Below are 12,575 nucleotides of genomic sequence, written 5' to 3'. Positions count from 1 at the left end.
TTCATACGGCCCCTACGCTGCGCTTCGGGGTTCCCTCACTCCGGTCTTGCTCCCGGGAGGACCGCGCTGTAGGCCCCTTCCTGGGGCCCAGCGCTTGACAGGCATCCATGCCTGTCACCTCCCTCCGCAAGCCCTGCGTTCGGCCTTCTGAAGTCGCGAAGATCAAGATCAAGATCAAGATCAAGATCAAGATCAAGATCAAGATCAACAGCAGGGGCATAGAGTGCCTTAACAAGATCCTCTGAGTTGCTAGATTGCTTATTTGCAGTTATGGAAAATTCAAGGTGGTTCGATTCAAACAATGGGCACACTATAAGCCACGTAGCAGATTACTAATAACCCACCGACCACCACACCCTCGCCGCCTACAACCTTGGAGCAGATGTAGTGCGAAGTCCGATTTATCGATATCTCTGTACGCTCGGTGCTGGGCAATGATCCGGGGGCTCTCTATACACGAGGTCAGGCACAGATCCTGCCTGCGGGGAGTTGGGACCCAACGCTTTAGTGACGCCCTACAAGCACCATGGCGCCCACTGGCAGACCCTGCCAAACCCACGTTGGTCGCCCGCGTTGTTACGCAATCGGTAAAACACCGTTGCATCTAAGACTAAGGTCGTCTGGTTGCCGTCCAACAGCCGCATAAAGTAAGGGTGTGGGTTACATTCCCTCTCTGTGCTGCTAGGACAAAAACAATGAACGACAGCATTTACCTCTCGATACAAAACAGCCCCCGTTTCAAGGAGCTGGTCAGCAAGCGCGAACGGTTCGCCTGGATACTCTCGGCGATCATGCTCGGGCTCTATTGCGCTTTCATCCTTCTGATCGCCTACGGCCCCCAGATACTGGGCGCCAAGATCAGCCCTGATTCATCGATCACCTGGGGCATTCCCCTGGGCGTCGGGCTGATCATCTCGGCATTTGTCCTGACCGCCATCTATGTGCGCCGTGCCAACGGCGAATTCGATGAGTTGAACAAGGCCATCCTGAAGGAGGCGCAACAATGATTCGTCCTGCCAAGACACTGGCCGTTCTGGCCTGCGGCGTCTTTGCACCCGCCGTGTGGGCTGCCGATGCCCTGACCGGCGAGGTGCAGAAACAACCGCTGAACGTTTCTGCCATCGCCATGTTCGTGGCCTTCGTGGCCTTCACCCTGGGCATCACCTACTGGGCTTCCAAGCGCAACAAGTCCGCCTCGGACTACTACGCTGCCGGTGGTCGCATCACCGGGTTCCAGAACGGCCTGGCCATTGCCGGCGACTACATGTCGGCAGCCTCGTTCCTGGGTATTTCCGCCTTGGTGTTCACCTCCGGCTACGATGGCTTGATCTACTCCATTGGCTTCCTGGTAGGTTGGCCGATCATCCTTTTCCTGATCGCCGAGCGCCTGCGTAACCTGGGCAAATACACCTTCGCCGACGTCGCCTCCTATCGCCTGGGGCAAAAGCAGATCCGCACCCTGTCCGCCTCAGGGTCGCTGGTGGTGGTGGCCTTCTACCTGATCGCACAGATGGTAGGTGCAGGCAAGTTGATCGAACTGCTGTTCGGCCTGGACTACCACGTGGCCGTGATTCTGGTCGGTATCCTGATGTGCCTGTACGTGCTGTTCGGCGGCATGCTGGCCACTACCTGGGTACAGATCATCAAGGCGGTGCTGTTGCTGTCGGGTGCAAGCTTCATGGCGCTGATGGTGATGAAGCACGTAGGCTTTGACTTCAACACCCTGTTCTCCGAAGCCATCAAGGTGCATGCCAAGGGCGAGGCCATCATGAGCCCCGGCGGTCTGGTCAAGGACCCCATCTCGGCCTTCTCGCTGGGCCTGGCCCTGATGTTCGGTACGGCTGGTCTGCCACACATCCTGATGCGCTTCTTCACCGTCAGCGATGCCAAGGAAGCCCGCAAGAGCGTGCTCTACGCCACCGGTTTCATCGGTTACTTCTACATCCTGACCTTCATCATCGGCTTCGGCGCGATCCTGTTGGTCAGCACCAACCCGGACTTCAAGGACGCAGCCGGCGCCTTGCTGGGCGGTAACAACATGGCCGCCGTGCACTTGGCCAATGCCGTGGGCGGAAGTGTGTTCCTGGGCTTCATCTCGGCCGTGGCCTTCGCCACCATCCTGGCGGTCGTGGCAGGCCTGACCCTGGCGGGCGCCTCGGCGGTTTCCCATGACCTGTACGCCAGCGTGTGGCGCAAGGGCAAGGCCAACGACAAGGACGAAATCCGCGTCTCGAAGATCACCACCGTTGCGCTGGGCGTCCTGGCCATCGGACTGGGCATCCTGTTCGAGAAGCAGAACATCGCCTTCATGGTGGGCCTGGCCTTCTCCATTGCGGCTAGCTGCAACTTCCCCGTACTGCTGCTCTCGATGTACTGGAAGAAACTGACCACCCGTGGCGCCATGATTGGCGGCTGGCTAGGCCTGATCAGTGCAGTGACGCTGATGGTGCTCGGCCCGACCATCTGGGTGCAGATCCTTGGCCACGAGAAAGCCATTTACCCTTACGAGTACCCAGCCTTGTTCTCGATGCTGATCGCCTTCGTGGGCATCTGGTTCTTCTCGATCACCGACAAGTCCACGGCTGCCGAAAACGAGCGGGCGCTGTTCTTCCCGCAGTTCGTGCGCTCGCAGACTGGCCTGGGCGCTTCAGGGGCGGTATCGCACTGATTCGCAGGCATGAAAAAACCGCGCCTCGGCGCGGTTTTTTTTGCTTCACTAGATCATGCCGAGCAACAACAACACCAGCAAGATCACCAGCACCACACCGACGATGCCGGACGGGCCATAACCCCAGCTGCGCGAGTGCGGGAACACCGGCAAGCCGCCAATCAACAGGAGGATCAGGATGATGATGAGAATCGTGGTCATGGAGGAGTCCTTGCGTGGTTGAGGGTCAAGGGCCCAGGTTGCCGGCCTCTTGTAATTAATGACCGACGCCGCTTGTGAAAGATTCCATCGGCGTGTTGGCCATCGCCCCGTCTTTGTGCGCAGCGGGCGGTTCATGGCCGCTCATTCACTTGCCTGATAAGCACCCGCCCTGGGCATCGGCTTGATTAGACTGGGGCCACACCCTCTGAAAAAAGGCAGTCGCCATGCATAAGCGCATCATGATCACTGGCGCAGGCTCTGGGCTGGGCCGCGAAATTGCCCTGCGTTGGGCGCGCGAAGGCTGGCGCCTGGCGTTGGCCGACATCAGCGAGGCTGGCCTACGCCAGACGCTTGAAATGGTGCGTGCCGCGGGCGGGGACGGGTTCGTGCAACGGTGCGATGTACGCGACTACAGCCAGCTCACCGCGCTGGCACAGGCGTGCGAGGAGCACTTCGACGGCATCGATGTGATCGTCAATAACGCCGGGGTGGCATCAGGCGGGTTCTTCGCCGAGTTGTCGCTCGAAGACTGGGACTGGCAGATCTCGGTAAACCTCATGGGCGTGGTCAAGGGCTGCAAGGCTTTTCTGCCGCTGCTTGAGCGCAGCAAAGGGCGCATCGTCAACATCGCCTCCATGGCAGCGCTCATGCAGGGCCCAGGCATGAGCAATTACAACGTCGCCAAGGCGGGAGTGCTGGCGCTCTCGGAAAGCCTGCTGGTGGAGCTGCGCCAACTTGGGGTGGGTGTGCACGTGGTCTGCCCGTCATTTTTCCAGACCAACCTGCTGGATTCGTTCCGTGGGCCGGACCCGGCCATGAAAGCGCAGGTTGGCAAGTTGCTGGAAGGCTCGCCCATCAGTGCCAGCGATATCGCCGAGTGCATCTACCACCAGGTGGCTGACGGGCAGTTTCTGATCCTGCCCCACGAAGCGGGGCGCCAGGCCTGGGCGTTGAAATGCCAGGCACCTGAACGGCTGTACGATGAAATGGCCGACATGGCAGTGAAGATGCGTGCGAAGGCCCGAACCCGTTAAGGAGTAAGGCGGCTCTGTAAGAAAGGTTTCCTAGCCGTGTCGGGTCTTTCTGAATGAGGGTGGAAGTATTGAGTAGCCAAATGGCTAAGCTGCACGCTCCGGTTTTCCCTTTCGCTGGAGAACCGGAACATGTTGGTAATAGGACGCGAAGTGGGTGAGGTCATCATGATCGGCGATGACATCCGAATCATGGTGGTAGAGACCCGGGACGGGATGGTGCGCTTCGGTGTCGATGCACCCCGGGAGGTGCCGGTGCACCGCGCCGAGGTCTACAGGCGCATCAAGGAAACGCAATGTGCCAGGGCGCGCCGGGCGCACAAGGCTTCATAGGCCGCCTGGAGTCGCCCCGCATGTGCCTTACTCCAGCAGTTCGCGAGGCACGTCGTGCTTGGCCAGCAGCTGGCACTGCTGGCTTTCAGGGTCGAACAGGATGAACGCCTGCCCCTTGGCCAGCGCCTGGCGGACCCTCAGCACACGGGTTTCCAACGGCGTGTCATCACCATTGTCGGTGCCGTCGCGGGTCACGAAGTCCTCGATCAGGCGGGTGAGGGTGTCGGCTTGCAAGTGTTCGTAGGGAATCAGCATGGGTAACGTGTCTGAATGAGTTGTAGGCATCCTACGCGATTTCGATGGCGCAGGGACCGCCCGCCAGGCGGTCCCGCACTTGCTGTCAGGTCTTCTGACCGACCAGGCTGTCCACCGCCGGCACGCGCGTGTCGCTCTCCATCTGCGCATCGTGTTCGAGCTGATGACTGAAGCGCTCAAGTGACGCATTGGCTGGCTGCGAGTCGCTGGCAAACACGGGCGGGCTCAACAGGTAGGCCGACAACAATTGGCTCAACGCGGCCAGGCTGTCGATGTGCGTGCGCTCATAGCCGTGGGTGGCATCGCAGCCGAAGGCGACCAGCGCCGTGCGGATGTCATGGCCCGCGGTCACCGCCGAATGGGCATCACTGAAGTAGTAGCGGAACAGGTCGCGGCGTACCGGCAATTCCTGTTCGCCTGCGAGCTTGAGCAGGTGTCGAGACAAGTGGTAGTCGTACGGCCCGGACGAATCCTGCATGGCCACGCTGACGGCGTGCTCACTGGAGGCCTGGCCGGGCGCGACCGGGGCGATGTCGATCCCGACGAACTCGCTGACATCCCAGGGCAGGGCGCCGGCGGCTCCCGAGCCGGTTTCTTCGGTGATGGTGAACAGCGGGTGGCAATCGATCAGCGGCTGGCGGCCACTTTCCACCACGGCTTTCAAGGCGGCCAACAAGGCAGCGACCCCGGCCTTGTCGTCCAGGTGGCGGGCGCTGATATGCCCGCTGTCGGTGAACTCGGGCAGCGGGTCGAAGGCCACGAAGTCGCCGATCCCTATGCCCAGCGCCTCGCAATCGGCACGGGTGGCACAGTAGGCATCCAGGCGCACTTCCACATGATCCCAACTGATGGGCATCTGGTCGATGGCGGTATTGAAGGCATGCCCGCTGGCCATCAGTGGCAGTACGCTGCCACGAAATACGCCTGCATCGGTGAACACGCTGACGCGGCTGCCTTCGGCGAAGCGGCTGGACCAGCAGCCCACAGGCGCCAGGGCCAGGCGACCGTTGTCCTGCACCTGGCGCACGCTGGCGCCGATGGTGTCCAGGTGCGCGGAGACGGCGCGGTCCGGGGAGCTTTGACGCCCTTTGAGGGTGGCGCGAATGGTGCCGCGTCGGGTCAGTTCGTAGGGAATGCCCAGCTCGTCCAGGCGCTCGGCCACGTAGCGCACGATGGTGTCGGTAAAGCCTGTAGGGCTGGGGATGGCGAGCATTTCCAGCAAGACGCGCTTGAGGTACTCGAGATCGGGTTCGGGATGTCGTTCAGACATGTCCAGGCCTCCGGTCGGTTGAAAAAGCGTTGGATGATCCGGTCGTCACGGTCGAGCGGGAGCGGCGCCGGCGCCGGCGCCGGGCTCCCGTCCGAGCGAAGCATGGGTGTATCAGGCCAGCGGCCTGCTATGGGGGAACAGCAGGTCGATGAAGCGTTCTGCCGTCGGTTGCGGCTCGTGGTTGGCCAGGCCTGCACGCTCGTTGGCCTCGATGATGACGTAGTCGGGTTCGCTGGCATCCTTGACCATGAAATCGAGGCCCACCACGGGTATCTCCAGTGCCCGCGCTGCACGGATGGCCGCATCGGCGAGGGTAGGGTGAAGGCGTGCCGTGACATCTTCGAGCGTGCCGCCGGTGTGCAGATTAGCGGTGCGCCGCACGGCCAGCTGGCGGCCCGCGGGCAACACATCCTCATACCCAAAACCGGCTGCGGCCAGCGTGCGCTCGGTCTCATCGTCCAACGGGATCTTGCTTTCGCCGCCAGTGGCCGCCTGGCGCCGCCGGCTTTGTGCATCGATCAGCGCGCGGATGCTGTGCGTACCATCGCCCATCACCTGCGCCGGATGGCGAATCGCGGCCGCGACCACTTCATAGCCGATGACCACGATGCGCAAGTCGTGCCCGGCATGGAAGCTTTCCAACAGCACGCGGCTGTCGAACTGTCGAGCGTGTTCGACCGCACGCGTGACGTCTTCGATGGTCGTGAGGTTGACCGCAACGCCTTGGCCCTGTTCGCCATCCACGGGTTTGACCACGACCGCGCCGTGGTCTTCGAGGAACGCCAGGTTGTCATCGGCGTTACCGGCCAGTTGCTGCGCTGGCACCAGCAGACCTGCATTGTGCAGGGCGTGTTGGGTCAGGCGCTTGTCCTGGCACAAGGTCATGGTCACGGCGCTGGTCAGGTCGCTGAGCGACTCCCGGCAGCGTACGCGGCGACCGCCCAGGCTCAGGGTGAACAGACCGGCAGCGGCGTCGCACACCTGCACCTCGATACCCCGGCGCAGGGCCTCATCGACGATGATGCGCGCATAGGGGTTGAGGTCAGCCTGTGGGCCAGGGCCCAGGAACAGGCGTTCGTTGATGACGTTCTTGCGCTTGACGGCGAACGTGGGCAGGTTGCGAAAGCCCAGTTTTTCGTACAAGCGCTTGGCCTGGCGGTTGTCGTGCAACACCGACAGGTCCAGGTAGGCCAGGCCGCGGCTCATGAAGTGCTCGATCAGGTGGCGCACCAGCACTTCACCCACTCCAGGACGGGTGCAGTGCGGGTCTACGGCCAGGCACCACAGGCTGCTGCCGTGTTCCGGGTCGTCGAAGGCCTTGGCATGGTTCAAGCCCATGACACTGCCGATGATCGCGCCACTGTCTTCGTCCTCGGCCAGCCAGTACACCGGTCCGCCCAGGTGCCGCGGGGTGAGCAGCTCAGGGTCCACGGGCAGCATGCCGCGTGCCTGGTAGAGCGTGTTGATGGCTTGCCAGTCACTGGGGTTTTGCGCCCGACGCACGCGAAAGCCGCGAAATACCCGTTGTGCCGGGCGATAGTCGGTAAACCACAGGCGCAGGGTGTCCGAGGGGTCCAGGAACAGTTGCTGCGGTGCGTGGGCCAGCACCTGCTGGGGTGCCGCCACGTACAGGGCAATGTCGCGTTCGCCGCGGCATTCGCCCAACAGGTCTTCGGCCAGTTTGGCCGGGTCGGCATAGGTATGCCCGATCAGTAGCCGTCCCCAGCCACAGTGCAGGGCACGTGGCTGGTCGTGGGGCTCGCTGCCATCGCCCGCAAGGCGTGCCTGCAGGCGCTCGTAAGAGGGCGCCTGGCCGCGCAGCAGGCGCTGGCCATAGGCCGTTTCGTGGGCTTTCATGGGTTCAGAGTCCTTGTTCGGTCAGCCACAGGTTCAGCGCCGCCAACTGCCACAGTTTAGAACCGCGCAGGGGGGTGAGCTGGCCGTGCGGGTTGCTTAGCAGGCGGTCGATCATGGCCGGATTGAACAGGCCGCGGTCCTGGCTCGGGTCGGTCAGAAGGTCGCGTACCCAACCCAGGGTGGCGCCTTCGAGGTGCTTGAGGCCAGGCACCGGGAAGTAGCCCTTCTTGCGGTCGATGACTTCATGCGGAATCACCCGGCGCGCCGCCTCCTTGAGCACCTGCTTGCCGCCGTCGGGCAGCTTGAAGCGTGCCGGAATGCGAGCCGACAGTTCTGCCAGGCGGTAGTCCAGAAACGGCGTACGGGCCTCCAGGCCCCAGGCCATGGTCATGTTGTCCACACGCTTGACCGGGTCGTCCACCAGCATCACCGTGCTGTCCAGACGCAGAGCCTTGTCTACGGCCGCGTCGGCGCCAGGGCGGGCGAAGTGTTCACGGACGAAGTCGCCAGCCGCATCGTTCTCCAGCTGCCAGGCCGGCTGCACGGTGTCACGGTATTCGGCATGGCTGCGGTCGAAGAACGCTTCGCGGTACGCCGCGAAAGCATCGTTGGCGCCATCGACCTGCGGGTACCAGTGGTAGCCGGCAAACAGCTCGTCGGCCCCCTGGCCGCTCTGCACGCCCTTGCAGTGCTTGGCCACTTCGCGCGATAGCAGGTAGAAGGCGATGCAGTCATGGCTGACCATCGGCTCGCTCATGGCGCGGAACGCCGCAGGCAACTGATCGATGATCTCGTGCTCGGCAATGCGCAGTTGATGGTGGCGGGTACCGTAGTGCTTGGCGATCAGGTCCGAGTACTGGAATTCATCGCCGCGCTCGCCGCCTGCGTCCTCGAAACCGATGGAGAAGGTCGACAGGTCATCCACGCCCACTTCGCGCAGCAGGCCGACCAGCAGGCTGGAATCGACACCGCCGGAGAGCAGCACGCCCACGTCGACCGCAGCGCGCTGGCGAATGGCAACCGCATCGCGGGTGGCGTCAAGGACCCGTGTGGTCCAATCCTCCAGGGTCAGGTCACGCTCATCCGGGTTGGGGCCGTACTGGAGTTGCCACCAGGTGCTGCGCTCGACTTCGCCGTGGCGGTCGATGCGCATCCAGGTGCCGGGTTCGAGCTTTTGCACGTTGGCCAGCAGCGTGCGCGGCGCCGGGACCACGGCATGGAAATTCAGGTAGTGGTTCAGTGCCACCGGGTCGAGCATCGGGTCGATGTCGCCCCCTTTGAGCAGCGCCGGCAAGGTCGATGCAAAGCGCAGGCGCTCGCCGTTGCGCGAGAGGTACAGGGGCTTTACGCCCAGGCGGTCACGGGCCAGGAACAGGCGCTGGCTGTCGCGCTCCCAGATAGCCAGGGCGAACATGCCGTTGAGCTTGGGCAGCAGGGCCTCGCCCCAGGCGTGGTACCCCTTGAGCAGCACCTCCGTGTCGCCGTCGGACCAGAAGCTATAGCCCAGGTCCAGCAGCTCCTGGCGCAATTCGGGGAAGTTGTAGATGGCGCCGTTGAAGGCCAGTGACAGGCCCAGGGTGCTGTCCTGCATGGGTTGGGCCGAGCCGTCGGACAGGTCCATGATTTTCAGGCGACGGTGGCCGAGGGCGATTGGCCCCTGGCTGTAAAAGCCCCACGCATCCGGGCCACGTGGCGCCAGGTGATGAGTGATTCGCTCAACGGCAGCCAGGTCGGCTGGGCGAGGGGCTTGACCGAGGGGGGTGAAACGCAATTCTCCAGCTAGTCCGCACATGTAACGTAAACCCTTTGAGTTTCGGCACTCATGGCGTCACTGGCTTTTCGCGCGTACCGCATTTGTACTGCTTCCCGCATGCTTAGGCTGATCAAACTGCGCCCAGTCGTTGGGGCGTTGATCCACCTGGCGCATGGAGAGCAGCACCTGCACGCTGTGCCCGAGTTGCGCGGCGATGAATGCCGGGTTCATGCCGGCCACCAGGCACATGGTTGCGTACGTGTGGCGCGTGTCGTGCATCCTGCGGGGCCTGATACCAAGCATCCGCGAAGCTGCCAGCCAGTAACGTTTTTGACTCGCTTCGGGGCGTCTGAACAGCGCCGAGCGGTCGTCTGTCCCACTGGGCGCGAACACATCATCTGAACGCGCCTCGGTGAGCGGTCTGGGTTTTTCGAGGGCGTACAAGGCCCGATCGTTCAATAAAACTTTGCGTGTGCGCTTGGTTTTGGTGCGATTTTCGAGGATTTCCAGTAGCCCAAGCCCCCCGGCATCGGCCCTGTTCAGGGCACCGATCAATCGCTCTCCAACCCAGCGCTGCGCCCGCCTGGACACGCTTTCGCAGGCTCGGTTGAAGCCCGCCAATCAGGCGGTATGAATCATCGAAATGCCGTTCGTCGATGCTGGGTGGCGGTTAATCCATGACGGCCATTGGCACGAGATATTGACCCGGAACGATTTTGATGGTCATCTGCGCGCCTGTTTCAGGTGCCCCCTGCCGCCGTGCATGGGGTGAAACGGGAAGCCGGTTCGTCACCCCAGGGTGATCAGTCCGGCGCTGCCCCCGCAACGGTATGCGAGCGATGCTTTCGACAGACCACTGTGCCGCCGGCATGGGAAGGTGACGGCATCATGACCCTCGCGAGCCCGGAGACCGGCCTGAAGCCTTATTTGGCAAACCCGCGGTGGGCGGGCGCAGGCCGGTTTCCGTGGGCGCGTGCGCCTGCGCGTTCCCCATGCGTTGTTCCCTCCGGGATTCTTTCATTCCTGCTGCAAGTGGAAAGATATGTCCCGCTATTGTGTTTTTCTTACCCCTCAAGGGGCGTTGCTAGGTGCGAGCCTGGTGCCCTGTGTGTGCATGGCCGTCCCGATTCAGGCAGCCGAAGATGTCCATGCGCTGGCATTGCCCGCCACAGCCATCACCGGCACTGCCGAGCAGAACCCTCCCGTGGACCTGCACACTCCTGGCACCAGCGGTTCGCGCCTGAACCTCACGCCCTTGGAAACGCCAGCCAGCGTCACCCGCATCGGCGCCGAGCAAATTCTCGGGCGCAACAACGCCACGGTGCAGGACGCGGTGACCCGCACCCCCGGCATCACTTTCGTCGGCACGCCTGGCAACGGCGGCACTGCGCTTTCGGCCCGTGGCTTCACCGGCCACAGTTCGACCATGCAGCTGTATGACGGCACCCGCCTGTACGTGGGCGCCGGCACCGTCACGTTTCCCGTGGACACTTGGTCAGTAGAACGCATCGACGTGCTGCGCGGCCCGGCTTCGGTGTTGTACGGGGAGGGCGCCACCGGTGCGGTGATCAACGTAGTGCCCAAGAAGCCCTTCGACGGCGATGTTCGCAACCATGTTCGCCTGGGCTACGGTTCCAATGATCGTCGGCAGTTGGCATTGGACAGCGGCGGTTCGCTGACCGATACCCTGAGTTATCGCCTGAATCTCAATAAGTTGGACAGCAATGGCTGGGTCGACCGTGGTGAGTCAGCCAGCGTCGCTGTCAGCGGTTCATTGCGCTGGCAGCCGAACGACGATTTCAGCGTCACCCTCAGCCATGACTACGGTGACCAGGACCCGCAACAGTATTTCGGTACGCCGCTGGTCAATGGGCATTACCGTGAATCGCTTCGTGACCACAACTACAACGTGGCCGACGCCGAGGTGCATTACAACGATCAGTCCACTCGATTGGTCACGGACTGGGTGATCACCGACAACCTCACCGCCAATAACCAGCTGTATTTCCTCAAGGCCCAGCGCCGGTGGCGAAATGCCGAAAGCTACACTTGGCTGCCGGGCGACCAGGTGCAGCGCAGCAATTTCATCAGCATCAAGCAGACCCAGGAACAGATTGGGGATCGCCAATCGTTCACCCTGCAGCACACCCTGTTCGGCCTGGACAGCCAGACCGTGGTTGGCGCGGACTACAACGCGATCCGCTTCGTGCGCAAGCATGATTTTGGCAACACCTACACAGATACCGTGCCGCTATGGGGCTCGGGCGGCGGCGATTACATCAGCACCGACCCCTACCGCTCGCGCGAAGCGAACCAGGCCCGGCAATTCTCCCTGTTCGCCGAAAACCGCACGCAACTGACCCAGCGCCTGTCGTTGATCACCGGTGTGCGGCATGACCAGGTGCACCTGAACCGTGACGATCTGGACACCGATACCCGCACCGATCGCAGTCTGAGTGGCGACAACTGGCGGGCGGGCCTGGTGTTCGCGCTGACCGAGGACCTCTCGCTCTATGGTCAGTACGCCACCAGCACCGAAGGCGTGAGCAACTTGCTGACGCTCAGTGCAGCGCAACAAAGCTGGGACCTGAGTACCGCCAAACAGACCGAAGTCGGTGTCAAGCAGATGCTGCCTGAAGGCCGTGGCGAGTGGACACTGGCGGCGTACCACATCGTCAAGAAGAAACTCCTGAGTACCGATCCACTCAACCCCACCGTCCAGCAACAGGTCGGCCAGCAATCTTCGGACGGCATCGAGGCCACCCTGGCGTTGCGCCTGCCCTACGGTGTACAGCTTTCGGCCAACGCCGCCTGGGTCCGCGCCGAGTACGACGAATTTGCCAGTGGCAACAGCGACTACAGCGGCAACCGGCCGATCGATGTGCCACGGCGGTCAGCCAACCTGTGGTTGAGCAAAGACTTTGGTCGGTTGTTCAGTGCCGGGGCTGGAGCGCGGTATGTCGACAGCCGCTATGGGGACAATGCCAATACCGTGCAGGTACCGAGCTACACCGTGGTCGACGCCAACGTTGACTGGCACGTGAAGCCGGACCTGACCTTGGGCCTGCAGCTCAACAACCTGTTCGATCGTCAGTACGCCACCACCACCGAAAATAACGGCCGGCAGTGGTACCTGGGTGAACCACGGTCTTTCTTCGTCACGGCCGATTACCGTTTCTGATCCGTCCCACCGGCCTTCGGGCCGGT

At 62.5% G+C, this 12,575-nt stretch carries 12 protein-coding genes and 1 riboswitch; of the genes, 6 read left to right on the top strand and 6 right to left on the bottom strand.

Going from position 1 to position 12,575, the window contains the following annotated elements:
* Positions 1-107 precede the first annotated feature (107 nt).
* The 3 genes from ACF8GB_RS02240 (at position 108) to ACF8GB_RS02230 (ending at position 2,668) form a co-directional block, all read left to right on the top strand.
* On the top strand, positions 108-245 hold the full coding sequence (locus tag ACF8GB_RS02240) for a hypothetical protein (protein WP_392526490.1): 138 nt from the start codon (positions 108-110) through the stop codon (positions 243-245).
* Between the two features lie 450 nt (positions 246-695).
* The gene (locus tag ACF8GB_RS02235; RefSeq protein WP_058605639.1) at positions 696-1,007 is read left to right on the top strand and encodes a DUF485 domain-containing protein; all 312 of its coding nucleotides are present in this window, start codon (positions 696-698) and stop codon (positions 1,005-1,007) included.
* Complete coding sequence (locus ACF8GB_RS02230; protein WP_058637553.1) at positions 1,004-2,668, top strand: cation acetate symporter; 1,665 nt, start codon at positions 1,004-1,006, stop codon at positions 2,666-2,668. Before ACF8GB_RS02235 ends, ACF8GB_RS02230 begins: the two co-directional genes overlap by 4 nt.
* A gap of 48 nt (positions 2,669-2,716) precedes the next feature.
* Here the strand turns inward: ACF8GB_RS02230 and ACF8GB_RS02225 are convergent, their stop codons facing one another.
* Complete coding sequence (locus ACF8GB_RS02225; RefSeq protein WP_012271016.1) at positions 2,717-2,869, bottom strand: DUF3309 family protein; 153 nt, start codon at positions 2,867-2,869, stop codon at positions 2,717-2,719.
* 224 nt (positions 2,870-3,093) lie between these two features.
* Here ACF8GB_RS02225 and ACF8GB_RS02220 point away from each other — a divergent pair, with 224 nt between their 5' ends.
* Together ACF8GB_RS02220 and csrA are read left to right on the top strand one after the other, a co-directional pair.
* A complete protein-coding gene (locus ACF8GB_RS02220; RefSeq protein ID WP_144964708.1) occupies positions 3,094-3,903 on the top strand; it encodes an SDR family oxidoreductase in 810 nt (269 codons plus the stop codon).
* 129 nt (positions 3,904-4,032) lie between these two features.
* The gene (gene csrA, locus ACF8GB_RS02215) at positions 4,033-4,233 is read left to right on the top strand and encodes a carbon storage regulator CsrA (protein WP_058605637.1); all 201 of its coding nucleotides are present in this window, start codon (positions 4,033-4,035) and stop codon (positions 4,231-4,233) included.
* 27 nt (positions 4,234-4,260) lie between these two features.
* Here csrA and ACF8GB_RS02210 read toward each other — a convergent pair whose 3' ends face one another.
* From ACF8GB_RS02210 to ACF8GB_RS02190, 5 genes are all read right to left on the bottom strand, one after another.
* Complete coding sequence (locus tag ACF8GB_RS02210) at positions 4,261-4,488, bottom strand: YheU family protein (RefSeq protein WP_023533767.1); 228 nt, start codon at positions 4,486-4,488, stop codon at positions 4,261-4,263.
* 85 nt (positions 4,489-4,573) lie between these two features.
* The gene (locus ACF8GB_RS02205; RefSeq protein ID WP_058605636.1) at positions 4,574-5,758 is read right to left on the bottom strand and encodes an osmoprotectant NAGGN system M42 family peptidase; all 1,185 of its coding nucleotides are present in this window, start codon (positions 5,756-5,758) and stop codon (positions 4,574-4,576) included.
* Positions 5,759-5,869: 111 nt separating this feature from the next.
* Positions 5,870-7,615, bottom strand: coding sequence for an N-acetylglutaminylglutamine synthetase (gene ngg / locus ACF8GB_RS02200; protein WP_196142910.1), 1,746 nt, complete (start codon positions 7,613-7,615; stop codon positions 5,870-5,872).
* Positions 7,616-7,619: 4 nt separating this feature from the next.
* Complete coding sequence (locus ACF8GB_RS02195; RefSeq protein ID WP_058605634.1) at positions 7,620-9,407, bottom strand: N-acetylglutaminylglutamine amidotransferase; 1,788 nt, start codon at positions 9,405-9,407, stop codon at positions 7,620-7,622.
* Between the two features lie 36 nt (positions 9,408-9,443).
* On the bottom strand, positions 9,444-9,923 hold the full coding sequence (locus ACF8GB_RS02190) for a tyrosine-type recombinase/integrase (RefSeq protein ID WP_392526489.1): 480 nt from the start codon (positions 9,921-9,923) through the stop codon (positions 9,444-9,446).
* 170 nt (positions 9,924-10,093) lie between these two features.
* A riboswitch (cobalamin riboswitch) is annotated at positions 10,094-10,302 on the top strand.
* 108 nt (positions 10,303-10,410) lie between these two features.
* Here ACF8GB_RS02190 and ACF8GB_RS02185 point away from each other — a divergent pair.
* Positions 10,411-12,549, top strand: a complete 2,139-nt coding sequence (locus ACF8GB_RS02185) for a TonB-dependent receptor (protein WP_392515615.1) — start codon at positions 10,411-10,413, stop codon at positions 12,547-12,549.
* Positions 12,550-12,575 lie beyond the last annotated feature (26 nt).

It is taken from the genome of Pseudomonas sp. xss_4 (genome assembly GCF_043104125.1).
Lineage (GTDB): Bacteria > Pseudomonadota > Gammaproteobacteria > Pseudomonadales > Pseudomonadaceae > Aquipseudomonas > Aquipseudomonas parafulva_B.
Note: the sequence above shows the minus strand (reverse complement) of the source record. Positions and strands in the feature narration are given on the sequence as shown.

Bases quoted from the DNA above. Each gene is read 5' to 3' on its own strand.
- ACF8GB_RS02225 (WP_012271016.1), bottom strand. From the start codon at position 2,869: ATGACCACGATTCTCATCATCATCCTGATCCTCCTGTTGATTGGCGGC.
- ACF8GB_RS02220 (WP_144964708.1), top strand. From the start codon at position 3,094: ATGCATAAGCGCATCATGATCACTGGCGCAGGCTCTGGGCTGGGCCGC.
- ACF8GB_RS02230 (WP_058637553.1), top strand. From the start codon at position 1,004: ATGATTCGTCCTGCCAAGACACTGGCCGTTCTGGCCTGCGGCGTCTTT.
- ACF8GB_RS02205 (WP_058605636.1), bottom strand. From the start codon at position 5,758: ATGTCTGAACGACATCCCGAACCCGATCTCGAGTACCTCAAGCGCGTC.
- ACF8GB_RS02185 (WP_392515615.1), top strand. From the start codon at position 10,411: ATGTCCCGCTATTGTGTTTTTCTTACCCCTCAAGGGGCGTTGCTAGGT.
- ACF8GB_RS02195 (WP_058605634.1), bottom strand. From the start codon at position 9,407: ATGTGCGGACTAGCTGGAGAATTGCGTTTCACCCCCCTCGGTCAAGCC.
- ACF8GB_RS02240 (WP_392526490.1), top strand. From the start codon at position 108: ATGCCTGTCACCTCCCTCCGCAAGCCCTGCGTTCGGCCTTCTGAAGTC.
- ngg (WP_196142910.1), bottom strand. From the start codon at position 7,615: ATGAAAGCCCACGAAACGGCCTATGGCCAGCGCCTGCTGCGCGGCCAG.
- csrA (WP_058605637.1), top strand. From the start codon at position 4,033: ATGTTGGTAATAGGACGCGAAGTGGGTGAGGTCATCATGATCGGCGAT.
- ACF8GB_RS02235 (WP_058605639.1), top strand. From the start codon at position 696: ATGAACGACAGCATTTACCTCTCGATACAAAACAGCCCCCGTTTCAAG.
- ACF8GB_RS02210 (WP_023533767.1), bottom strand. From the start codon at position 4,488: ATGCTGATTCCCTACGAACACTTGCAAGCCGACACCCTCACCCGCCTG.